Below are 23031 nucleotides of genomic sequence, written 5' to 3'. Positions count from 1 at the left end.
GGTGAACGGCCAGACCGGCACCGCCCGCGTGAAGCGCGGAATGGCCGAAATGCTCAAGGGCGGCGTCATCATGGACGTCGTCACTCCCGAGCAGGCCCGCATCGCCGAGGCCGCGGGTGCCGTCGCCGTCATGGCGCTTGAACGCGTCCCGGCTGACATCCGCGCCCAGGGTGGCGTATCGCGGATGAGCGACCCCGACATGATCGAGGGCATCATCTCGGCGGTCACCATCCCGGTGATGGCCAAGGCCCGCATCGGCCACTTCGTCGAGGCGCAGATCCTGCAGAGCCTCGGCGTCGACTACGTCGATGAGTCCGAGGTCCTCACCCCGGCCGACTACGCCAACCACATCGACAAGTGGAAGTTCACCGTGCCGTTCGTGTGCGGTGCGACCAACCTGGGCGAGGCGCTGCGCCGCATCAGCGAGGGCGCGGCCATGATCCGCTCCAAGGGTGAGGCGGGCACCGGCGACGTCTCGAATGCGACCACCCACATGCGCAAGATCGGCGGCGAGATCCGTCGGCTCACCTCCCTGTCGGAGGACGAGCTGTACGTCGCGGCCAAGGAACTGCAGGCGCCCTACGACCTGGTGGTCGAGGTGGCCAGGGCCGGGAAGCTGCCGGTCACGCTGTTCACCGCGGGCGGCATCGCCACCCCCGCCGACGCGGCGATGATGATGCAGCTCGGTGCCGAGGGCGTGTTCGTCGGATCGGGCATCTTCAAGTCCGGCAACCCGGAGGAGCGCGGCGCGGCGATCGTCAAGGCCACGACGTTCTACGACGACCCCGACGTGTTGGCGAAGGTGTCGCGCGGGCTGGGCGAGGCCATGGTCGGCATCAACGTGGAGGACATCGCGCAGCCGCACCGCCTCGCCGAACGCGGCTGGTAGGCCTGCCTAGGTGTCGATCGAAGAGATCCTCGACCTGGAGAAGCTCGAGGTCAACATGTTCCGCGGGGGCGTGTTCAGCCCCGAATCCGGGTTCCTGCAACGGACTTTCGGCGGTCACGTCGCAGGCCAGTCGCTGGTGTCGGCGGTGCGGACGGTGGAACCGCGCTATCAGGTGCACTCACTGCACGGCTACTTCCTGCGTCCCGGCGACGCCAGGGCGCCGACGGTGTACCTGGTCGAACGCCTGCGCGACGGCGGCTCGTTCAGCACCCGCCGGGTCAACGCCGTTCAGCACGGCGAGACGATCTTCTCCATGTCGGCGTCGTTCCAGACCGACCAGAGCGGCATCGAGCACCAGGACGCGATGCCTGCCGCGCCGCCACCGGACGACCTGCCCAGCTTCCGGTCCGGCGGTGCGTTCGACGACGCGGGTTTTGCGCAGTTCGCCGAGTGGGACGTCCGGATCGTCCCACGTGACCAGGTGGTCGAGGTCCCTGGCGTGGCGTCGCAGCAGCAGGTGTGGTTCCGTCACGCCGACCCGCTGCCCGACGACCCGGTGTTGCACATCTGCGCGCTGGCCTACCTCAGCGACCTGACGCTGCTCGGTTCGGCGCAGGTGCATCATCCCGATGAGCGCAAGCACCTGATGATCGCGTCGCTCGATCACGCCATGTGGTTCATGCGGCCGTTCCGGGCCGACGAGTGGCTGCTCTACGACCAGTCGTCGCCGTCGGCGTGCGGCGGCCGGGCGCTGACCCACGGCAAGCTGTTCAACCAGTACGGCGAGATGGTGGCAGCGGTCATGCAGGAAGGTTTGACCCGCTACCAGCGCGACTTCTCGCGGCCCGGTAAGTGAGCGCGCGAGTCGGAGTGCTTGCGCTGCAAGGTGATACGCGCGAGCACCTGGCGGCGCTGCGCGAGGCCGGCGCCGATGCCGTCACCGTGCGGCGTCGATCCGAACTCGACGGCGTCGACGGTCTGGTGATCCCTGGCGGGGAGTCGACCACCATGAGCCACCTGCTCCGGGAATTCGGCCTGCTCGAGCCGCTGCGTGCGCTGCTGCGCGAGGGCCTGCCCGCCTACGGTTCGTGCGCGGGGATGATCCTGCTGTCCAGCGAGATCGTCGACGCAGGAGTCCCCGGCCGCGAGGCGCTACCGCTGGGCGGCATCGACATGACCGTGCGCCGCAACGCGTTCGGCAGGCAGGTCGACTCCTTCGAGGAGGACGTCGCGTTCGACGGGCTCGACGGGACGGTGCACGCCGTGTTCATCCGCGCCCCGTGGGTGGAGCGCATCGGCGAAGGCGTCGAGGTACTCGCCGAGGCGGCAGGACATCCCGTCGCGGTGCGGCAGGGCCGCGTCGTCGCGACGGCCTTCCACCCTGAGATCACCGGCGACCGGCGGGTGCACCACCTGTTCGTGTCGTCGCTCTAGCAGGCCCACGTAGACTGGCCGATCGGACTTTCTCGGTAGAGACCAGCAGCAGGACACGAGCAGCAGATGAGAACGAGGTAGCACTGCATGAGCGGCCATTCCAAGTGGGCGACCACCAAGCACCAGAAGGCCGTCAAGGACGCGCGCCGCGGCAAGGAGTTCGCCCGGCTGATCAAGAACATCGAGGTCGCGGCCCGCACTGGCGGCGGTGACCCGTCGGGCAATCCGACGTTGTACGACGCCATCCAGAAGGCGAAGAAGACGTCGGTGCCCAACGACAACATCGAGCGCGCCCGCAAGCGCGGCGCAGGTGAAGAGGCCGGCGGCGCCGACTGGCAGACCATCATGTACGAGGGGTACGGACCCAACGGCGTCGCGGTGCTCGTCGAATGTCTGACCGACAACAAGAACCGGGCCGCCGGCGAGGTGCGGGTGGCGATGACCCGCAACGGCGGCAACATGGCCGACCCGGGTTCGGTGTCCTACCTGTTCTCCCGCAAGGGCGTGGTGACGCTGGAGAAGAACGGGCTCACCGAGGACGACGTGCTCACCGCGGTGCTCGAGGCCGGTGCCGAGGACGTCAACGACCTGGGCGAGATGTTCGAGGTCATCTCGGAGCCGACGGACCTGGTGGCCGTGCGCACCGCACTGCAGGATGCGGGCATCGACTACGACTCGGCCGATGCCAGCTTCCAGCCGTCGGTATCCGTCCCCGTCGACGCCGAGGGCGCCCGCAAGGTGTTCAAGCTCGTCGACGCGCTCGAGGACAGCGACGACGTGCAGAACGTCTGGACCAACGTCGACATCTCCGACGAGGTCGCCGCCGAACTCGACGAGGACTGAGCCTCGGGGCTTCGTCTCAGGGCTTGGGCTCGACCACCTTGGTCAGGAACGCGCCGATCTCGTGCGCGGTCTGCTCGGGCTGATCCAGCATGATCAGCACCTTCGCGTCGTCGATCATGCGCAGCGTGCCGCCGGTGAGGTCGACGAGTCTGCGGGCGTGGGCCACGGGCATCACGCGCTGATCGCTCCACAGCACCAGGACCTCGCCCTCGAAATCGGCGAGTCGTTCGGTGGCGCGGACCAGATCGCGCTTGACGAACCTGGTCCTGGCGTACTTCAGCAGGTCCCTGCGGATTCGCACGTCGGCGATGCCGGGGCCGGTCCACGCCTCCATCACGTCCTGGGGGATCGAGGTGGCGGCCATCATCCCGAACATGAAGAACCGGTTGCGCAGCCACGGGATCCGCATCTGAGTCAGCGCCAGCTTGACGGTGCCGGTGGTCCGGGTGGCCAGCCAGGTGACCTTGCCGGGAAAGCCGGGTGGGAAGTTCTCGAAGGCCTCCGACGGGCAGATCACCATGCGCGACACCCGCCCGTCCCGGCCGAGGTCGGTGAGGAACAGCGGGCCGCCCCAATCGGTCACCACGAGAGTGACGTCGTCGAGGTCGAGGGCGTCGAGGAAGTCGGCGACGATGCCGACCAGGCCCGGCATCGTGAGGTCTGCGTCGTCGCGCATCGGGATCCGGTGCCCGCCGATCGGCAGTACGGGCAGCAGGTAGCGGAACCCGGGCGGGAGGTGGTCGAGGGCGCGTGCCCAGACCGTGTCGTTCATCAGCAGCCCGTGCAGGAGGACCACGGGCGGGCCGTGCGGGTCACCCTCCTCGCGGTACTCGATGGTGCCTGCCGGGACGTCGATGGACTGCATTGGCCACTCCTGTAGAACGATGGTTCTAGAACGTATGCTCTAGTGTGGCGGTAGGAGGCGACGATGGCAAGGTCCACGCGGGAGACGATCCTGACGGCGGCGGCAGAACTGATGCGACACAAGGGGTATGCGGCGGTGGGGATGAAGGACGTCGTCAAGGCGTCCGGCGCGCCGATCGGCTCGCTGTACCACCACTTTCCCGGCGGGAAGGTGCAGATCGCCCGGGAGGCGCTCGTCAACGCGGGCATCGCGTACGGGATGCTGATCCCCACCCTCGTCGACCCGCACGACGACCTCGGCGAGGCGATCGAGGCGGTGTTCACCCAGGCCGCCGACGACATGGCCGCGACGGGGTTCGCCAACATGTGCCCCGTCGCCAGCGTCGCGGCCGAAGTGGCCGACACCATCGAGGAACTCCGCACGACGACCGCAGCGGTGTTCGACGGCTGGCTGGACGGGGGCACCGCCTACTTCGTCGAACGCGACGTGCCCCACGCCGCTGCCCGCGACGTCACCGTCGCGCTGGTCGGTGCCCTCGAGGGTGCCTTCGTCCTCGCACGCACGCTGCGCAGCACCGAACCGCTGCTGGTGGCGGGGCGAGTGCTGGCGCCTGCGTACCGCGGGCAGCGGCTACGTGACAGGGGGAGCGGTCAGCCGCGGCCGGAGGATCGGACCAGTTCGCCGTTCGACTCGGCCGAGCGGTCGTCGAAGTCCCGTGCACGCTGATCGGCCTCCGCGCTGCCCGAGAACAGCCCGGGCGCCGACTGGCGCGCGAACTCGGCGTCGACGGCGGGCCGGTCATCCGACTCCGGCGGCGTCGCAGCGGGTTCGATGCGCTGAATGGGAACCACACCGCCGGTGCGGCGCACCCAGTCGACCATGCCCTCGCGTACGGCACACCGGAGATCGAACAGCGCGCCGGCGTTCGGGGCGCTGACCACGATGCGAACCCGCACCACACCGCCGACGGCGTCGGTCACCTGCAGGACGCCGCTGCGGCCGTCCCACTGCTCGCTCGCGGCCAGTAGCCGGTCCAGTTCGGCGCGCATGTCGTCGAACGGCACGGAGAAGTCGACGTCGAACTCGACGGTGCCCATGATCTGAGTGGCGTTGCGCGTCCAGTTCTCGAACGGCGTGGTGGTGAAGTACGTGCAGGGCAGCACCAGTCGCCGCTCGTCCCAGAGGCGGACGACGACGTAGGTCAGCGTGATCTCCTCGATGCGGCCCCACCAGCGGCCCTCCTCGAGTTCGACGACGTCGCCGACGCGGATGGCACCGGAGAAGGCGATCTGCATGCCTGCGAACACCGCGCCCAGCGACGTCTGCGCCGCGAGGCCTGCGACCACCGACAGCACGCCCGCCGAGGCGAACAGCGTCGTCCCGATGTCGGAGAACTTGGGGAACGTCATGAGGATCGCCGCGACGCCCATCACGACGACGATGGCCGTGGCCAGCCGCTTGAGCACGGTGACCTGCGTCCGTATCCGGCGCCACCGCCGGTCGGCGTCGGTGATCTCGTCGTTGCCGCCGCCGTACAGTGCGATCGCCCGTCGTTCGGCGACCTCGACGAAGCTCGCCAGCAGCCACGTCAGCGTCGCGATCAGCAAGATGAGCAGGGTGTGGTCCACCCAGCCCCGCCACGGATCGGCAGGCGTCGAGGCCCGTTGCACCGCGACCGTCGCGGCGAACACGATCAGCGAAGCGCGCACCGGCAGGCGCGTCAGCTCGGCGATGTCGCACACCATCGCGCTGCGTCGACCCAGGCGTCCGACGACCCAGGTGAGGACCACCCCCGCGAGATATGCGAGCACCACGGCACCTGCGACCCAGGCGAGCGTGACGGCGAGATTCGTTGCGGAAGCGAGTTCGTTCTCGTCGGGCATCGTGTGAAAACAGCCTTAGGGGTTGGGATCGGGACCCGTTCGACGGTAGCGGCGCAAACCTCTGCCGTCACATCGCCATCGGTGTCCGAGTCGGTGATTGCCGCGCGAAAACCGTGCTTCGACAGGGAAGATGGCGCCGTGGCAGTCGTCGTATCCGATCCTGGCGGAGTGCAGTGGAGTGTGCGTCGGAAGTGGTGGCCGTTCTTCGGTGCCGACGACCTGTTCGACCTCTCGTTCATCGGACTGCTCGGCCTACTGCTGGTGCTGCCGCTGTTGGTCCTGTGGCCGTTCTGGCTGGCGACGAAGTTCCTCGGCGCCCGCTGGCGGATCATCGTCGAGCGCGACCACGCCGATGCGTCCACCGAGCTGGTCCGCGGCTGGCGCAGATCGCAGGCGCGGATCAACGACCTCGCGCTCGAGATCGCCCAGGGCAGGCATCAGTACGGGCGCTTCGTCCTCTGAACTGGTCCGCCGAACCGGGGCGCGTGTCGTACCCGATGCGCCGCGCGAGACCGACTACGCTCTCGAACAACTGTTCGGGGACGAGGCGCGTAGGAGAGTCGAGTGCGGGTGATGGGCGTGGATCCCGGCTTGACGCGATGCGGCCTGTCCATGATCGAGACCGGGCGCGGCCGCGACGTCGTCGCGCTCGACGTCGACGTGGTGCGCACGGCGGCCGACGAACCGCTGGCGCGCCGCCTCATGGCCATCAGCGACACCGTCGAACACTGGATGGACACCCACCTGCCCGACGTCATCGCGATCGAGCGGGTCTTCGCCCACCAGAACGCCAACACGGCGATGGGCACCGCGCAGGCAGGCGGTGTGATCGCCCTGGCTGCGGCCAAGCGTGAGATCGACGTGCACTTCCACACGCCCAGTGAGGTGAAGGCGGCGGTCACCGGCAACGGAAGGGCCGACAAGGCCCAGGTCACCGAGATGGTCACCAGAATCCTCAAGCTGCAATCCAAGCCGACCCCGGCCGACGCTGCCGACGCGCTGGCGCTGGCCATCTGTCACTGCTGGCGTGCGCCGATGATCGCGCGGATGGCCGCGGCGGAGGCGATGGCCGCCGAACAGAAGCGCAAGTATCAGGCCAAGCTGAAGGCAGTGCGATGATCGCCTCGGTACGTGGCGAGGTGCTCGACATCGCGCTCGACCACGCCGTCATCGAGGCCGCCGGGGTCGGATACAAGGTGATGACCACGCCGGCGACGCTCGCCACGCTGCGCAGAGGCACCGAGGCCAGGCTGATCACCGCGATGATCGTGCGAGAAGACTCGATGACGCTCTACGGGTTCGCCGATCCTGAGTCGCGGGACCTGTTCACCACACTGCTCGGGGTGTCGGGGGTTGGTCCGAAGATCGCACTGGCGACGCTCGCGGTGTACGACCCGCAGACGTTGCGTCAGGCCCTCGGCGATGGCGACGTCACCGCGCTGACGCGGGTGCCGGGAATCGGCAAGCGCGGCGCCGAACGGCTGGTGCTCGAACTCCGCGACAAGATCGGGCAGATGACGTCGGGTGCGGGAGCCGTGGTCGGCGGCCACGCCATCCGCGGCCCGGTCGTCGAGGCGCTCATCGGGCTGGGCTTCGCGGCCAAGCAGGCCGAGGAGGCCACCGACAAGGTGCTCGCCGAGGACCCGGACGCCACCACGCAGAGCGCGCTGCGGTCCGCGTTGTCGATGCTGGGCAAGAAGTAAGCGGTGAGGTGACGTGGGACGGTTCGAAGAAGACGAGGCGGCCGAGGACGAGAGAGACGTCTCGGCCGCACTGACCGTCGGCGAGGGCGACGTCGATGCCAGCCTGCGCCCGCGGACCCTGCGAGAGTTCATCGGTCAGCCCCGGGTGCGCGAGCAACTGCAACTGGTCCTCGAGGGCGCCAAGAACCGCGGCGGCACGCCCGACCACATCCTGCTTTCGGGACCGCCCGGCCTCGGCAAGACGTCGCTGGCCATGATCATCGCCGCCGAACTCGGTACGTCGCTGCGAGTTACGTCGGGGCCGGCGCTGGAACGCGCCGGGGACCTCGCGGCCATGCTGTCCAATCTCGTCGAGGGCGACGTGCTGTTCATCGACGAGATCCACCGCATCGCACGGCCCGCCGAGGAGATGCTGTACCTGGCGATGGAGGACTTCCGCGTCGACGTCGTCGTCGGCAAGGGGCCCGGCGCCACGTCGATACCGTTGGAGGTCGCGCCGTTCACACTGGTCGGCGCCACCACGCGTTCGGGCGCGCTGACCGGCCCGCTGCGCGACCGGTTCGGCTTCACGGCGCACATGGACTTCTACGATCCGATCGAACTCGAGCGGGTGCTCACCCGCTCGGCCGGCATCCTCGGCATCGAGGTCGGCGCCGACGCCGGTTCGGAGATCGCGCGGCGCTCGCGAGGCACGCCCCGCATCGCGAATCGGCTGCTGAGGCGGGTCCGCGACTACGCCGAGGTACGCGCCGACGGCGTCATCACCCGTGACATCGCCAAGCTCGCACTGGAGGTGTACGACGTCGACGAACTCGGCCTCGATCGGCTCGACCGCGCCGTGCTCTCCGCGCTGACCCGAAGCTTCGGCGGGGGACCGGTGGGAGTCTCGACGCTGGCCGTCGCCGTCGGCGAGGAGGCCACCACGGTCGAAGAGGTGTGCGAGCCGTTCCTGGTGCGCGCCGGGATGATCGCCCGCACGCCACGCGGCCGGGTCGCGACCAGTCAGGCCTGGCACCACCTCGGGATGACGCCGCCAGCTGGCGTCACCAGCCTGGGGCAGCCCGGCCTGTTCGAATGACGTTCGCCCGCAACCTGACTGGGCCTACAACTGCTTCGTGACCGCCGTCGCCGGCGCGGGAGTCGGGTTCACGATCTCCGGCGGCACCGCGGCCGGGGCGGCCTTGCTCTTGGCGGGCGCCTGCTCCATGCCGGCCGCCGCGGTCGTCCTGTTCGCCTCGGATCCGACGAGGGGGCGCGCGGCGATCGTCCAGGGCACCTTGCCCGCGGTGGCGGTCGTCTTCTTCGGCATCGCGCCGGTGACGGGCGCGTCGGCGAAGTCGTCCACCGGTGTCCCCGAGACGTGCACCTGGTCGCCGCCGGAGCGCTTGGCGGTGTACATCGCCCGGTCGGCCGATTCGATCAGACCCTGTAGCAGCCCCCGGATCCCGTCGGGCGGCATCCGGCGCAACGGCACCGTGGCCACCCCGACGCTGGCGGTGACGTTCGACGGCATCGCCGCGATCTCGCGGCGCAGACGCTCGGCGAGGCCGGTGGCGTGATGCTTCGGGCCGACGATCCCGACCACGAACTCCTCGCCGCCCACGCGGCCCAGCACGGAGTCACCGCGGCGGGTCTTGCGCAGGATGTCGGCAACGGCGATCAGCGTCTGGTCACCCGCGGCATGGCCGGCGGTGTCGTTGACGCGCTTGAACGCGTCGAGGTCGACCATCACGGCCGACAGCTCGGCGGCGCGGCTGCCGATGGACTCGGCGGTCAGCGTGCGCATCGAGCGGTAGAAGCCGCGCCGGTTCGGGAGATCGGTCAGCGGGTCGACATCGGACTTCAGGGCGTCGACGCCGAGGACGTGCACGAGCACGTGGGCGGAGTAGGGCACCGCGAGGACGCCCACGGTCAATATCAGCAATTTGCTGAGCGCTGCGAACGGGTCGAGGTGCGTCGCTATCTGAACTGCACAGATCGTGGCGGTCGTGGCCGACACCGCGAGGATGAGCAACAGCGCTCGGCTGGTGTGGAAGAACGCCACGTACCCGGCGAGTGCGGCGAACGCCGTCGCACCCTGAAGCCCGGCGACGGGGGTGGACTGCACCAGGCAGCCCGCGGCAATGCAGACTGCCAACACTCCGGTGAAGACCAGCGACTGGCGCCGGGTGGGCCACTGGGTGGCCCACATGACCGCCATGATTCCGCAGACGGCAGCGGCGAAGATCGAGATCAGCCGACTTATGGTGCTCTGCGGCCCCACGGGACTCATGAGCATCAGCAACGGTGCGACACCGAGGAGAAGCACCACTGCCGCGACGATGAAGCGAGTGAAGCGCAGCAGATTGCGCGCCCCGAGGTACGCCGAGAGCCAATCGAAATGATCGGGTTGTCGCCACCATTGGCGAATCCAGTCCACTGCGATGTGCTCACTCTTCGTGGTGGTCGACCACGCCGCCGCGAACCCGCGGAATCGGACACGGTCGGGCCCCGCTGCGATTTTCGAGTCCCCGCTCCGGATCGTACAAAACTCCGGAGCAGTTTGCTGACCAACGTCGATCTCATACCCGGGGTATGTGTCCGACCGCGCGAGGTGCCAGTTGGTCACGAAATGGTGGAGGACGCCGGGCGCTGGTTGGTTCCGCCCTGGCGGGGGTACCTAACTGCGAGAAAGAGGAGGCTCCCATGACCACCATCAACGAACCCGAACCCCGCGTCCGCGGTGGACGCATGCGGATTCCGCGTAGCCGCGGCGCGCTGAGCGGCATCGTCGTGATCCTGCTCGGCATCTGGGGGGCCGCCGTGCCCTTCGTGGGCCCGAGCTTCGACTTCGCCTACAGCCAGCAGGAGTCGTGGTCCGTCGGACGCGGCTGGCTGGAGGTACTGCCTGGCGTCGTCGCAGTGATCGGTGGCTTCCTGCTGCTGACGTCGCGCAACCGTGCCACCGGCATGCTGGGCGGCTGGCTGGCCGTCGCCGCCGGAGCCTGGTTCGTCGTCGGGCGTGCATTCGCCGGACCGCTGGGCCTGGGCAACGTGGGCACGCCGGTCGCCGACACCGACACCAAGCGCGTGTGGCTTGAGCTGACCTACTTCTACGGTCTCGGCGCGCTCTTGATCTTCTTCGGTGCGATGGCGCTGGGCAGGCTGTCGGTCCGTTCGGTGCGCGACGTCGAATTCGTCAACCGCCCGATGGCGCACGACCGCGGCATGGTCACCACGCAGGACACCGTGACCACCGATCCGACCGGGGCGCCCGTGGTGACCGACGGACGCAGGCCGGGACTGAAGGACAAGCTGTTCGGCTCGCGCCGCAACCGCGGCACCCGCCGCGACGGCACCCTGGTGAACCGCTAAGCCCCGGCGCTCTCCTCGCAGGCGCGTGCCCCGGTCACCGGGTCACGCGCCTGTTCTGCGTTCTGTTCTCTCCATCACAGGTGGTGGTCGTGGATCGCCGCTCGGGGTAGGTGCGAGGTAGACACGGTGGATACCTCGACGATGGGACGCATGGCATGACGGTGAGCACGCTGATCCGTTCGGGACCCGACACTGACGCCTTCACCGTGCAGAGCATCCGCACGCTGCGTGCGGACGTCCTCGCAGCCCTCGGCGGCGGCGCCACTGCTGTCAGCCATATCGGCGCTCGCTCGTCGATGCGACTGAAGTGCGCGAGTCTCGGTGTGCCACGCAGGGATTGGGCATCGATCTCGCGATGGGCGTGGGTGAACGACGCCGAGTCGATGCGTGCGCTCGACTCCTACGTCGACCTGATGATCGCCGACCGCTGCTGGAAGCTCACCGACGATCTGATGTCGGACCTCGTCCTCGCCGACGTCGACGGTGACGGGCTAACGGCCGACGACTTGCGCGCCGTCGTCGTCGCCCTGGTGATTGCCTAGCGCAGGTCCGCGAGGACCGAGGCCAGCACGTCGAGGCCCTCGTTGAGCAGCTCGTCGCTGATCGCCAGCGGGGGCAGGAATCGCAGCACGTTTCCGTAGGTACCGCACGACAGGACGATGACGCCCGCTGCGTGCGCGCCGGCCAGCAGAGCCTTGGTGAGGTCGGCGTCCGGCTCGATGGTCCCGGACTTCACCAGCTCGACGGCGATCATCGCGCCCCGGCCGCGAACGTCGCCGATGCGGTCGTCGTCGGCCTGCAACCGTCCCAACCGGTCCTTCATCAGCGTCTCGATCTCGCGGGCGCGCGCGACGAGTCCGTCGCTCTCGATCGTGTCGATGGTGGCCAGCGCCGCGGCGCATGCGAGCGGGTTGCCGCCGTAGGTGCCGCCGAGCCCGCCGACGTGCGGCGAGTCCATGATCTCGGCCCGGCCGGTCACCGCGGACAGCGGCAGGCCGCCGGCGATGCCCTTGGCGGTCACGATGAGGTCGGGGTCGATGCCCTCGTGCTCGCAGGCGAACATGGCGCCCGTGCGGGCGAACCCGGTCTGCACCTCGTCGGCGATGAAGACCACGCCGTTGGCCCGGCACCACTGCAGCAGCGTCGGCAAGAATCCCTCGGCCGGGACGATGAAACCGCCCTCGCCCTGGATGGGTTCGATGATGACGGCGGCGAGGTTGTCGGCACCGACCTGCTTGTCGATGATCGACAGCGCGCGCCGGGCTGCCAGTTCACCGTCGGTGGCCAGCTCCTTGCCGAACTCGGCATCCCGGAACGGGTAGGACATCGGGGCGCGGTAGATCTCGGACGCGAACGGGCCGAACCCGTGCTTATAGGGCATCGACTTGGCCGTGAGGGCCATCGTCAGGTTGGTGCGACCGTGATAGGCGTGGTCGAACGAGACCACCGCCTGCTTGCGGGTGTACGCCCTGGCGATCTTCACCGCGTTCTCGACGGCCTCGGAGCCCGAGTTGAACAGAGCCGAACGCTTCTCGCCCTCCACCGGGGTGAGCCGGTTGAGGTGCTCGCAGACCGCGACGTACTGCTCGTACGGGGTCACCATGAAGCAGGTGTGGGTGAACTCGGCCGCCTGCGCGGAGACGGCGGCGACGACGCGGGGTGAGGCGTTGCCGATCGTGGTGACGGCGATGCCGGAGCCCAGGTCGATGAAGCGGTTGCCGTCGACGTCCTCGACGATGCCGCCCGCGGCCCGCGCCGCGTACACCGGCATGGTGTTGCCGATACCGCGGGCCACCGCTGCGCCCTTGCGGTCGATGAGCGCCGCCGACCTCGGGCCGGGGATCGCAGTGGCCAGGTAGCGGCTCTTTTCGAGGGTGCTCACGTCTGACTCCAGGTGTTCGCGGTGATGGGTGGATCGACGGGATGACTACCCCGTGTCGGCGCGGTCAAGCCTAGTCCCGCACACGCTCGAAGCAACGATATGGTCGACGAATCCGTATCGGCGCCACGCATCGAGTGCCGAAAGCAGCCCCTCGCCACGCATTCGGTCGTCGGTCGCCCGCGGGCCCGGGTCGTGCGTCGGGTGGATCGGCAGGCCGTCGGACGCAGCCTTCGTCGAAATCGGCCGTGATGGCACACTAGGGGCTGACGAGGCGACCTCGATGACTCCTGCTCGGGCGCCGAAATACGCAAGACCGACACGAAAGACAAGTGCTGCGATGGATCTGGTCGTCTTCCTTCCCCTGCTCATCATCCTCGGCGCGTTCATGTTCTTCGCCTCGCGCCGCCAGAAGAAGGCGATGCAGCAGACGATCGACCTGCACAACTCGCTGGCCATCGGCGACCGGGTGCACACCACCTCCGGCCTGGAGGGCACCATCGCCGGCATCTCCGATGACAGCGTGGACCTCGAGATCGCCCCGGGCGTCGTGACCACGTGGATGAAGCTCGCCGTGCGCGACCGCATCGAGGCCGCCGACGAACTCGAGGACGACGAGTACGAAGACGCCGAGTATGAGGACCACGACGGCGCCGTCGAGGCCGTTCAAATCGAGAAATCCGACCCCGACCAGGTCAAGAAGGACTGACAGCCGGGCACTCAGCCCGACCCCGTACCCTGTGCGGTTGCTGACGTACTGACCTGAGGAGATTCGAGCAACGTGGCATCGTCTTCAACGCCGGTGCACCCGTACCGCTACCTGACACTCTTCCTGGTCCTCTTGATCGGTGCCTATCTGCTCGTCTTCCTCACCGGGAACAAGCAGCCCGAGCCAAAGCTCGGCATCGACCTGCAGGGCGGGACCCGTGTCACGCTGACGGCGCGCACCCCTGACGGATCGCCTCCCACCCGGGACGCGCTCATGCAGGCCCAACAAATCATCGGCGACCGCGTGAACGGCCTCGGCGTGTCCGGGTCCGAGGTCGTCATCGACGGCGACAACCTGGTCATCACGGTGCCGGGCAATGACAGCAGCGAGGCCCGCAACCTCGGCCAGACCGCTCGGCTGTACGTGCGTCCCGTCATCCAGGGCTTCCCCGTCCCCGCCGAGGGCGAGCAGCCCGCCGGCGCACAGCCACCCCAGGGAGCGCCGGGCCTGCCCGGGCTACCGGGTGGCGCGGGCCTGCCCGGACTGCCGGGTGGCGCCGGACTTCCGGGCGCGCCTGGTCAGCCACCGCTGATCGCGCCCGCCGAGCCCGAGGCGCCGATCGTCGCGCCGACACCGGGGCAGCCGCCTCGACCGGCACCCGCATCGCCTGCCCCGCAGCCGCGGCCGTTCCCCGAGGAACCCGCACCGTCGCCGAGCCCGGCGCCGCCGTCGACCCCCGCTCCGTCGAGTCCGGCACCGTCACCGGCTCCGACCAGCGGCACCCCGCCGCCGGGGCAGCCGAACACGGGCAACACCCGCGCCGACCTCGCCCAGCGCATCTCCGACGAGAAGGCGCTTCGGCAGAGTACGGACCAGCAGATCCAGCTCCTGGCGCTGCAGTTCCAGGCCACCCGCTGCGGCGACGAGGACGTCCTGGCGGGCAACGACGACCCGAACCTGCCCCTGGTGACCTGCTCGCAGGATCACAAGACCGTCTATCTGCTGGACAAGTCGATCATCAACGGCGAGCAGATCGCGAACGCGACGTCCGGGTTGGACTCCCAGCGCGGTGAGTACGTCGTCGACCTCGAGTTCAAGGGTGACGCCACCACGATCTGGGCCGACTTCACCGCCGCCAACGTGGGCACCCAGACCGCCTTCACGCTCGACTCCGAGGTTGTCAGCGCACCGCAGATCAACGAGGCGATCCCCGGCGGCCGGACCCAGATCACCGGGTCGTTCAACGCCGACTCGGCACGCGAACTGGCCAACGTGCTCAAGTACGGCTCGCTTCCGCTGTCATTCGAATCGTCGGAGGCCGAAACCGTCTCGGCGACACTGGGATTGACCTCGCTGCGCGCGGGCCTGATTGCCGGCGCCGTCGGCCTGGCCCTGGTGCTGGTCTATGCGCTGGTCTACTACCGCGTGCTCGGTGTGCTCACGGCGCTGTCGCTGGTGGCGTCCGGCGCGATGGTGTTCGCGATCCTCGTGTTGCTCGGCCGCTACATCAACTACACCCTCGACCTCGCGGGCATCGCAGGTCTGATCATCGGCATCGGCACCACGGCGGACTCCTTCGTGGTGTTCTTCGAGCGCATCAAGGACGAGATCCGCGAGGGCAGGTCGTTCCGCTCCGCGGTGCCCCGAGGCTGGGCGCGCGCCCGCAAGACGATCCTGTCGGGCAACGCGGTCAGCTTCATCGCCGCCGCAGTGCTCTACGTCCTCGCCGTCGGCCAGGTCAAGGGCTTCGCGTTCACCCTCGGCCTGACCACCATCCTCGACGTCGTCGTGGTCTTCCTGGTGACGTGGCCGCTGGTGTACCTGGGCTCCAAGACGACGTGGCTGTCGAAGGCGAAGTACAACGGGCTCGGCGCCGTCCAGCAGATCGCCAGGGAGCGGCGGGCCGCCGCCGCGACGGCGGGGGTGAAGTGACCATGTCCAAGCACGGGAAATCCGAGGACCAGACCATCGACGACACCGCCGACGTAGACGTGGCATCCACCGGAGCCGAGCTGGGTGCGGCGGGAGCCGCTCCGAAGCACGGCTTCTTCGTCCGCCTCTACACGGGCACCGGCGCGTTCGACGTCGTCGGCAAGCGCAAGATGTGGTTCGTCATCAGCGGCGTCCTCGTCGCGATCGCCCTGGCCAGCATCCTGCTGCGCGGGTTCACCTTCGGCATCGACTTCGAAGGTGGCACCAAGGTGTCGATGCCGGCGCAGGGCGCCCAGGGGCAGGTGACCACCGAACAGGTGGAGACCGTCTTCAACGACACCATCGGCACGCCGCCAGAGTCGGTCGTGGTCGTGGGCAACGGCGCTTCGGCGACCGTGCAGATCCGGTCGGAGACACTGGACAACGACCAGACCGAGGACCTGCGCAACGCCCTCTTCGACGCGTTCCAGCCCAAGGGCGGCGACGGGCAGCCCAGCAAGCAGGTCATCAGCGACTCCGCGGTGTCCGAGACCTGGGGTGGGCAGATCACCCAGAAGGCGCTCATCGCGCTGGTGGTCTTCCTGGTCATCGTGACCATCTACATCACGCTGCGCTACGAGCGGTACATGGCTGCCGCGGCGCTGGCCGCGCTGGTGTTCGACCTCGTCATCACCGCGGGCGTCTACTCGCTCGTCGGGTTCGAGGTGACGCCTGCGACGGTCATCGGTCTGCTGACCATCCTCGGCTTCTCGCTCTACGACACCGTGATCGTGTTCGACAAGGTGGAGGAGAACACCAGCGGGTTCGAGCACACCACCAGACGGACGTTCGCCGAACAGGCGAACCTCGCGATCAACCAGACGTTCATGCGGTCGATCAACACCAGCGTCATCTCGGTGCTGCCGATCCTCGCGCTGATGGTGATCGCGGTGTGGCTGCTGGGCGTTGGCACGTTGCAGGACCTGGCGCTGGTGCAGCTGGTGGGTGTCATCGTCGGCACGTACTCGTCGATCTACTTCGCCACCCCGCTGCTGGTCACGATGCGCGAACGCACCGAACTGGTCCGCAACCACACCCGACGGGTGATGAATCGCCGGAAGGGCGCGTCGGCCAAGGCCGCTGCTTCGGTGGAGTCGGGCGGCGTCGCCGAGCCGGCGTCGGTGGCGGCGTCCGCGCCGGTCGCGATCGCCCCGGACAAGCCCGCGCCCGGCGTCAAGCCGACCCGTCCGACCGGACGTCCCTCGGGCAAGCGGAGCCCCAGGCGGTAGGTGGCGATGGCTGCCCGCTTTCGGCGAACTGCGATCCTCGCAGCCACGCTGTCACTCGTCGCCGGGCTGACCGCGTCGTGCTCTGGAAGCACGGCCGATCAGATCGACTACGCCGTCGACGGCACGCTGGTCACCTACAACACCAACACCGTGGTGGGCGCTGCATCCGGTGGGCCGCAGGCGTTCTCGCGTGTCCTGACCGGGTTCAACTACCACGGGCCCGAAGGGCAGATCGTCGGTGACCGCGACTTCGGGTCGATCTCGGTGGTGGGACGCAGCCCGCAGGTGCTCGACTACGAGATCAGCGACAGCGCGGTCTACTCCGACGGCAAGCCGATCACGTGCGACGACATGGTGCTCGCCTGGGCCGCGCAGTCCGGCCGGTTCCAGGGCTTCGACGCCGCCAATCGCGCAGGCTACGGCGACATCGCGTCCATCGACTGCGCTCCGGGTCAGAAGAAGGCCAGGGTCACGTTCGCCCAGGATCGCGGGTTCGTCGACTACGGGCAGCTGTTCGCCGCGACGTCGATGATGCCGTCGCACGTGCTCGCCGACGAACTCGGTCTCGGCGACGGCGGGGTCACCACCGCGCTGCAGTCCGGTGACGTTCCGACCGTCGACCGCATCGCCACCGCCTGGAATCAGACGTGGAACCTAACGCCGGACGTCGACCTGAAGAAGTTCCCGTCGTCGGGCCCGTACAAGCTCGGCGCCGTGACCGACGACGGCGCGGTGGTCTTGGTCGCCAACGACAAGTGGTGGGGCGCCAAGCCCGTCACCGCCGAGATCACGGTGTGGCCCCGCGGCGCCGACATCCAGGACCGCGTCAACGAGGGGTTCTATGACGTCGTGGACGTCGCCGCCGGTTCGTCGGGCACGCTGACGCTCTCCGACGACTACACCCGCACCGACGCGCCGTCCGCCGGTATCGAGCAGATCATCTTCGGCGCAAGGGGTTCGGTGGCCGACCCCGTGGCGCGCCGGGCGCTGGCGCTGTGCACGCCGCGCGACGTGATCGCGCGCAACGCCGAGGTGCCCATCGCCAACAACAGGCTCAACCCCGCGGCCGAGGATTCGATCACCGCGGCCGAGAACGGCGGCGGCGCAGAGCAGTTCGTCGTCGCCAACCCCGGCGCCGCACGCGACGCCATCGGGGGGAGGCCGCTCACCGTGCGACTGGGCTACCAGACTCCCAACGCCCGCCTGGCCGCGATCGCGGGGACGATCGCCAAGGCGTGCGAGCCTGCCGGGATCGTGGTGGAGGACGCCGCAGGCGACGGGGTCGGGCCGCAGGCGCTGCGCGACGGTCAGATCGACGCCCTGCTGGCGAGCACCGGGGGAGCAGTGGGCAGTGGCTCCACGGGCTCGTCGGCGATGGACGCCTACGAACTGCACACCGGCAACGGCAACAACCTCTCGGGATACTCCAACGAGCAGATCGACGGCATCATCGGCGCGCTGGCCGTCACCGCCGACCCGAAGGAGTCCGCACGCCTGCTCGGCGAGGGAAGTCGCGTGCTGTGGGACGGCATGCCGACGCTTCCGCTGTACCGCCAGCAGCGCATGCTGCTGGTATCGACCAAGATGGACGCCGTGAGTAGCAATCCGACCCGTTGGGGTGCCGGCTGGAACATGGACCGCTGGGCGCTGGAATCGTGAGCGAGACTGATGCCGACGGTACGTCGGCGGCGTCCCAGGCCATCGCGTCGCTGACCCGGGAGGTCGCCGACTTCCCCGAGCCGGGCATCCAGTTCAAGGACCTGACGCCGGTGCTCGCCGACCCTGCGGGGCTGGCCACGATCACCGAGGCACTTGCCGAGGTCGCCGACGGCTGCGACATGGTGGCAGGCATCGACGCCAGGGGGTTCCTGCTGGGGGCGGCTGTGGCGATCAGGCTCGGCACGGGCGTGCTGGCAGTACGCAAGGGCGGCAAGCTGCCGCCGCCGGTGTTCAGCGAGACCTACACCCTCGAATACGGCACCGCCACGCTGGAGATTCCCGCCGATGGAATCGATCTGACCGGCAAACGCGTTCTGGTGATCGACGACGTACTCGCGACCGGCGGCACGGTCGCAGCGACGGTGAAGCTGCTGGAGCGGGCAGGGGCGATCGTCGTGGGCGCCGCCGTACTGCTCGAGTTGGAGGCGCTCGGTGGGCGCGCGGTCGTGGGTGAGTTGAAGGTGACGAGCCTGACGGTGGTGCAGTGAGCGCTCGTGCGAAGCGCAGCGCAGACTGAGGGATATCCTCGAGATGCCGGCAGAGGTCAGGAGGTGGTGACGTGGCTGACGATCATGCCCTGACGCAGACGCAACCGATGCCGGTCATCCCGGCCGATGCCGTCGACCCGCCGAAGTCGACCTCCAGCGCGTCGCGGCGCGTGCGGGCCCGGCTCGCACGGCGCATGACCGCGCAGCGCAGCGCGGTGAACCCCGTGCTCGAGCCGCTGGTCGCAGTGCACAGGGAGTTCTACCCGAAGGCCAACCTCACGCTGCTGCAGCGTGCATACGAGGTGGCCGAGCAGCGGCACGCCGATCAGATGCGCCGCTCGGGCGACCCGTACATCACCCACCCGCTGGCCGTCGCGAACATCCTCGCCGAGCTGGGGATGGACACCACGACGCTCATTGCCGCGCTGCTGCACGACACGGTCGAGGACACCGGCTACACGCTGGAGGCGCTGACCGCCGAGTTCGGCACCGAGGTCGGCCACCTCGTCGACGGCGTCACCAAGCTTGACAAGGTCGCGCTGGGGTCGGCCGCGGAGGGCGAGACCATCCGCAAGATGATCATCGCGATGGCGCGCGATCCGCGCGTGCTGGTGATCAAGGTCGCCGACCGGTTGCACAACATGCGCACGATGCGGTTCCTGCCGCCGGAGAAGCAGGCCCGCAAGGCGCGCGAGACGCTCGAGGTGATCGCTCCGCTGGCCCACCGGCTCGGGATGGCGACGGTCAAGTGGGAACTCGAGGACCTGTCGTTCGCGATCCTGCACCCGAAGAAGTACGAGGAGATCGTGCGCCTGGTCGCCGACCGGGCGCCGTCGCGCGACACGTATCTGGCGAAGGTGCGGGGCGAGATCATCGCCTCGCTGAACGCCTCGAAGATCAGCGCGGTCGTCGAGGGCAGGCCCAAGCACTACTGGTCGATCTACCAGAAGATGATCGTCAAGGGCCGCGACTTCGACGACATCCACGACCTGGTCGGCGTGCGCATCCTGTGCGACGAGATCCGCGACTGCTACGCCGCCGTCGGCGTCGTGCACTCGCTGTGGCAGCCGATGGCGGGCCGGTTCAAGGACTACATCGCCCAGCCCCGGTACGGCGTCTACCAGTCGCTGCACACGACCGTGATCGGCCCCGAGGGCAAGCCGCTGGAGGTGCAGCTCCGCACGCAGGAGATGCACAAGACCGCCGAGTTCGGCATCGCCGCGCACTGGCGGTACAAGGAGGCCAAGGGCCGCAACGGTTTACCGGCGACCAACGCCGCCGCCGAGATCGACGACATGGCGTGGATGCGGCAACTGCTGGACTGGCAGCGGGAGGCCGCCGACCCCGGGGAGTTCCTCGAGTCGCTGCGTTACGACCTTGCGGTGCAGGAGATCTTCGTGTTCACCCCCAAGGGCGACGTGATCACGCTGCCCACGGGTTCGACGCCGGTCGACTTCGCCTACGCCGTGCACACCGAGGTGGGGCACCGCTGCATCGGAGCGCGGGTGAACGGCAGGCTCGTCGCGCTCGAACGCAAGCTCGAGAACGGTGAGGCGGTCGAGGTGTTCACCTCGAAGGCGCCCAACGCGGGTCCTTCACGGGACTGGCAGACGTTCGTGGTGTCGCCCCGCGCGAAGGCCAAGATCCGGCAGTGGTTCGCCAAGGAGCGCCGCGAGGAGGCGCTCGACTCGGGCAAGGACTCGATCGCGCGTGAGGTGCGCCGCGGCGGACTTCCGTTGCAGCGCTTGGTGAATGCCGAGTCGATGGCCGCGCTGGCGCGCGAGCTGCGGTACACCGACGTCTCCGCGCTGTACACCGCGGTCGGCGAGGGGCACGTCTCCGCGCGGCACGTGGTGCAGCGTCTGGTGGCCCAGCTCGGTGGTGACGAGGAGGCCGAGGACGAGATCGCCGAGCGGTCGACTCCCGCGACGATGCCGGTGCGCCAGTGCACCAGCGACGACGTCGGCGTATCGGTCCCCGGTGCGGCAGGCGTGCTGACCAAGCTGGCCAAGTGTTGTACGCCGGTGCCCGGCGACAACATCATGGGCTTCGTGACCCGCGGCGGCGGCGTCAGCGTGCACCGCACCGACTGCACGAATGCCGAATCGCTGCAACAACAATCGGAACGCCTGATCGACGTGAAGTGGGCGCCGGGCCCGTCGTCGGTGTTCCTGGTCGCCATTCAGGTCGAGGCGCTCGACCGGCACCGGCTGCTGTCGGACGTGACGCGGGTGCTGGCCGACGAGAAGGTCAACATCCTCTCGGCGTCGGTCACCACGTCGAACGACCGCGTGGCGATCAGCCGGTTCACCTTCGAGATGGGCGATCCCAAGCACCTCGGCCACGTACTGAACGTGGTGCGCAACGTGGAGGGCGTGTTCGACGTCTACCGCGTGACGTCGGCGGCCTAGCCGCTCAGATCGACTCGGCCGCGCGTCGCGTGCTGACGGCGCCGACCACCGCGGCGGCGATGCAGGCCACGCCGACGGCGCCGGCGAACCACGGGAACACGGCGCCGAGTTCCCACTGCGTGGCCGCCCAGCCCGCGACGAGCGTCGGGACTGCCATCGCCGTGTAGGCCAGCAGGTAGTACGCCGACATGGTCTCGCCGCGGCGGTCGGCGGGCACGACGTTGGACAGGTGCCGCAGCGAGCCACCGAAGCTGAGGCCGAACGTCGCGCCGAGCAGGGCTGCGGCGCCCAGGACGAGGAGCCACTGGTGGGTGGCCAGCGCCGGGATCGTCAGCCCGAGAGCCACCGCCATGCCGACGTCGCCGATGATGGCCGCCCGCCGTGCGGGCACGCGGGTCGCGAACAGCTGCGCGATGGCCGCCGAGAACGCCGTGGCACCGACGACCGCGCCACCGAAGACGAGGTTGTGCACACCGGTCTGCGCCGACGCGAGCGCGGGGTAGAGCGAGAGCAGCACGCCGAGCACCGACCACGACGCGATGACGCCGAGGGCGGAGAACCAGAAGTCGCCGCGGATCTCGCGCGGCACAGACGGTTTCGCGATGCGGATCGGTCCCGACGAGCGGGCGGAGTGCGGCTCGCGCAAGGCGATCACTCCCACCCCGACGACCGCGCAGACGACGGCGACCACCGCGTACGGGGTGCGCATGGGGTGGGGCACGTACTGGGCCAGCAGCGAGGAGCCGAGGATGGCGACCGTCATGCCGATGTTGAAGGCGACGCCGCTGAGCTGCCCGGAGCGCACACCGTGGTCCGGTCGCAGGTCGAGCAGCGCCGCAGCGCCTGCGACGACGATGGAGCCAACGGCGGCCCCGTGAATGGCCCTGGCCACGATCAACAGCGCCATGTTGTCGGCGATGAGGAACACGCCTAGGCCGACGATCATCGCGGCGAGTGCGCCGAGCAGCACCGGCTTGCGGCCGATCACGTCGGAGATCCGTCCGGAGACCAGGACCGCGCCGAGCGCGGCGACGGCGTAGACGGCGAACACGATGGTCGTGGACAGCGGCGAGAGGTGCCAGACCTCTTCGTACATCCGATAGAGCGGGGCGGGTAGGCCGGAGACGCCGAGCGCGACGCCGGACAGCACCAGCAGCAGCGAGTACGCCCAGCGCTGCGACTCACCGGCGAGCCGGTCGGTCGGGGCCACTGTCACGGTGCCTCCTGCGCATGGTTTGACGGACGTCGAACTCGGTCGAGAGTACGCTCGGGTTCGATGGTCATCAAACCGGTTGTGACGGAGGGCACGGGAGTGACAAGCGAGAGCCTCGACGTCGCGCCCGTCGCCGGCGTGCACCGGATCCTGTCCGCCCTGGCCGACCCGGTCCGGCTCGAGATGGTGCGCAGGCTGATGAACGCGGGCGAGCCGACGCCGTGCGCCCTGCTCTACGACGGCATCAACAAGTCGACCGCCACCCACCACTTCAAGATCCTGCGCGAGGCGGGTCTCACCGAACGGCTGGTGCACGACGGCCAGATCCATCAGCGGTTGCGGGTCGACGACGTCGACCGCGCAGTCCCCGGTCTGCTGGCGTCCGTCGTGGGCAAGGCGAACCGTGAAGCGGCGCCGTCGTCCCAGGCCGCGCGCTAGCGA

General features: G+C 68.9%; 23 protein-coding genes. 18 read left to right on the top strand and 5 right to left on the bottom strand.

Annotated features, from left to right (window positions below; translation table 11 throughout):
• Position 1 precedes the first annotated feature (1 nt).
• The 4 genes from pdxS to G6N61_RS07045 all read left to right on the top strand — a co-directional run bounded on the left by pdxS (position 2) and on the right by G6N61_RS07045 (position 3166).
• Positions 2-889, top strand: coding sequence for a pyridoxal 5'-phosphate synthase lyase subunit PdxS (gene pdxS, locus G6N61_RS07060; RefSeq protein WP_163924645.1), 888 nt, complete (start codon positions 2-4; stop codon positions 887-889).
• 10 nt (positions 890-899) lie between these two features.
• Positions 900-1745 (top strand): acyl-CoA thioesterase II, encoded by an 846-nt coding sequence (gene tesB / locus G6N61_RS07055; RefSeq protein ID WP_163917888.1) that lies wholly within the window; start codon positions 900-902, stop codon positions 1743-1745.
• Positions 1742-2323: a pyridoxal 5'-phosphate synthase glutaminase subunit PdxT gene (gene pdxT, locus G6N61_RS07050; RefSeq protein WP_163917887.1), complete on the top strand. Its 582-nt coding sequence runs from the start codon at positions 1742-1744 to the stop codon at positions 2321-2323. Before tesB ends, pdxT begins: the two co-directional genes overlap by 4 nt.
• A gap of 87 nt (positions 2324-2410) precedes the next feature.
• Positions 2411-3166: a YebC/PmpR family DNA-binding transcriptional regulator gene (locus tag G6N61_RS07045; protein WP_163917886.1), complete on the top strand. Its 756-nt coding sequence runs from the start codon at positions 2411-2413 to the stop codon at positions 3164-3166.
• A 16-nt stretch (positions 3167-3182) separates the two neighbouring features.
• On the opposite strand, the gene G6N61_RS07040 is transcribed toward G6N61_RS07045, so the two are convergent.
• Positions 3183-4031: an alpha/beta fold hydrolase gene (locus G6N61_RS07040; protein ID WP_163917885.1), complete on the bottom strand. Its 849-nt coding sequence runs from the start codon at positions 4029-4031 to the stop codon at positions 3183-3185.
• Between the two features lie 63 nt (positions 4032-4094).
• On the opposite strand from G6N61_RS07040, the gene G6N61_RS07035 reads away from it, so the two are divergent.
• Positions 4095-4757, top strand: coding sequence for a TetR/AcrR family transcriptional regulator (locus tag G6N61_RS07035; RefSeq protein ID WP_163917884.1), 663 nt, complete (start codon positions 4095-4097; stop codon positions 4755-4757).
• Here the strand turns inward: G6N61_RS07035 and G6N61_RS07030 are convergent.
• Positions 4682-5914 (bottom strand): mechanosensitive ion channel family protein, encoded by a 1233-nt coding sequence (locus G6N61_RS07030; protein WP_163917883.1) that lies wholly within the window; start codon positions 5912-5914, stop codon positions 4682-4684. The genes G6N61_RS07035 and G6N61_RS07030 overlap by 76 nt on opposite strands.
• 138 nt (positions 5915-6052) lie before the next feature.
• Here G6N61_RS07030 and G6N61_RS07025 point away from each other — a divergent pair, with 138 nt between their 5' ends.
• The 4 genes from G6N61_RS07025 to ruvB all read left to right on the top strand — a co-directional run bounded on the left by G6N61_RS07025 (position 6053) and on the right by ruvB (position 8695).
• Positions 6053-6376, top strand: a complete 324-nt coding sequence (locus tag G6N61_RS07025; protein ID WP_163917882.1) for a hypothetical protein — start codon at positions 6053-6055, stop codon at positions 6374-6376.
• Between the two features lie 102 nt (positions 6377-6478).
• Positions 6479-7033 carry a crossover junction endodeoxyribonuclease RuvC gene (ruvC, locus tag G6N61_RS07020; protein WP_163917881.1) on the top strand — a complete coding sequence of 185 codons (555 nt, stop codon included), beginning with the start codon at positions 6479-6481 and terminating at the stop codon, positions 7031-7033.
• The gene (gene ruvA / locus G6N61_RS07015; protein WP_163917880.1) at positions 7030-7617 is read left to right on the top strand and encodes a Holliday junction branch migration protein RuvA; all 588 of its coding nucleotides are present in this window, start codon (positions 7030-7032) and stop codon (positions 7615-7617) included. The genes ruvC and ruvA overlap by 4 nt, the downstream gene beginning before the upstream one ends.
• Positions 7618-7630: 13 nt before the next feature.
• The gene (ruvB, locus tag G6N61_RS07010) at positions 7631-8695 is read left to right on the top strand and encodes a Holliday junction branch migration DNA helicase RuvB (RefSeq protein WP_163917879.1); all 1065 of its coding nucleotides are present in this window, start codon (positions 7631-7633) and stop codon (positions 8693-8695) included.
• Between the two features lie 24 nt (positions 8696-8719).
• Here ruvB and G6N61_RS30540 read toward each other — a convergent pair whose 3' ends face one another.
• Complete coding sequence (locus tag G6N61_RS30540; protein ID WP_220101437.1) at positions 8720-10036, bottom strand: GGDEF domain-containing protein; 1317 nt, start codon at positions 10034-10036, stop codon at positions 8720-8722.
• A gap of 266 nt (positions 10037-10302) precedes the next feature.
• Here G6N61_RS30540 and G6N61_RS07000 point away from each other — a divergent pair, with 266 nt between their 5' ends.
• Both G6N61_RS07000 and G6N61_RS06995 read left to right on the top strand, forming a co-directional pair.
• Complete coding sequence (locus G6N61_RS07000) at positions 10303-10971, top strand: hypothetical protein (RefSeq protein WP_163917878.1); 669 nt, start codon at positions 10303-10305, stop codon at positions 10969-10971.
• Between the two features lie 155 nt (positions 10972-11126).
• The gene (locus tag G6N61_RS06995; protein ID WP_163917877.1) at positions 11127-11513 is read left to right on the top strand and encodes a cytochrome P450 family protein; all 387 of its coding nucleotides are present in this window, start codon (positions 11127-11129) and stop codon (positions 11511-11513) included.
• On the opposite strand, the gene gabT is transcribed toward G6N61_RS06995, so the two are convergent.
• The gene (gabT, locus tag G6N61_RS06990; RefSeq protein ID WP_163917876.1) at positions 11510-12853 is read right to left on the bottom strand and encodes a 4-aminobutyrate--2-oxoglutarate transaminase; all 1344 of its coding nucleotides are present in this window, start codon (positions 12851-12853) and stop codon (positions 11510-11512) included. The genes G6N61_RS06995 and gabT overlap by 4 nt on opposite strands.
• Before the next feature lie 337 nt (positions 12854-13190).
• On the opposite strand from gabT, the gene yajC reads away from it, so the two are divergent.
• From yajC to G6N61_RS06960, 6 genes are all read left to right on the top strand, one after another.
• Positions 13191-13559, top strand: a complete 369-nt coding sequence (gene yajC, locus G6N61_RS06985) for a preprotein translocase subunit YajC (protein ID WP_163917875.1) — start codon at positions 13191-13193, stop codon at positions 13557-13559.
• 72 nt (positions 13560-13631) lie between these two features.
• Positions 13632-15491, top strand: coding sequence for a protein translocase subunit SecD (gene secD, locus G6N61_RS06980; RefSeq protein WP_163917874.1), 1860 nt, complete (start codon positions 13632-13634; stop codon positions 15489-15491).
• A gap of 2 nt (positions 15492-15493) precedes the next feature.
• Positions 15494-16759, top strand: coding sequence for a protein translocase subunit SecF (secF, locus tag G6N61_RS06975; RefSeq protein ID WP_163917873.1), 1266 nt, complete (start codon positions 15494-15496; stop codon positions 16757-16759).
• Positions 16760-16765: 6 nt separating this feature from the next.
• Positions 16766-18418 (top strand): ABC transporter substrate-binding protein, encoded by a 1653-nt coding sequence (locus tag G6N61_RS06970; protein ID WP_163917872.1) that lies wholly within the window; start codon positions 16766-16768, stop codon positions 18416-18418.
• Positions 18415-18966 carry an adenine phosphoribosyltransferase gene (locus G6N61_RS06965; RefSeq protein ID WP_163917871.1) on the top strand — a complete coding sequence of 184 codons (552 nt, stop codon included), beginning with the start codon at positions 18415-18417 and terminating at the stop codon, positions 18964-18966. The genes G6N61_RS06970 and G6N61_RS06965 overlap by 4 nt, the downstream gene beginning before the upstream one ends.
• A 107-nt stretch (positions 18967-19073) precedes the next feature.
• Positions 19074-21377, top strand: coding sequence for a RelA/SpoT family protein (locus G6N61_RS06960; RefSeq protein ID WP_235887597.1), 2304 nt, complete (start codon positions 19074-19076; stop codon positions 21375-21377).
• A 4-nt stretch (positions 21378-21381) separates the two neighbouring features.
• On the opposite strand, the gene G6N61_RS06955 is transcribed toward G6N61_RS06960, so the two are convergent.
• Entirely contained in the window at positions 21382-22587 is a 1206-nt protein-coding gene (locus G6N61_RS06955) for an MFS transporter (protein WP_163924644.1), read from the bottom strand.
• A 102-nt stretch (positions 22588-22689) separates the two neighbouring features.
• Between G6N61_RS06955 and G6N61_RS06950 the strand changes: the two genes are divergently transcribed.
• Positions 22690-23028 carry an ArsR/SmtB family transcription factor gene (locus tag G6N61_RS06950; RefSeq protein WP_407666394.1) on the top strand — a complete coding sequence of 113 codons (339 nt, stop codon included), beginning with the start codon at positions 22690-22692 and terminating at the stop codon, positions 23026-23028.
• Positions 23029-23031 lie beyond the last annotated feature (3 nt).

It is taken from the genome of Mycolicibacterium arabiense, assembly GCF_010731815.2.
Classification (GTDB): Bacteria; Actinomycetota; Actinomycetes; order Mycobacteriales; family Mycobacteriaceae; genus Mycobacterium; species Mycobacterium arabiense.
The sequence above is the reverse complement of the archived record's forward strand: the minus strand, read 5'-3'. Positions and strand labels throughout refer to the sequence as shown.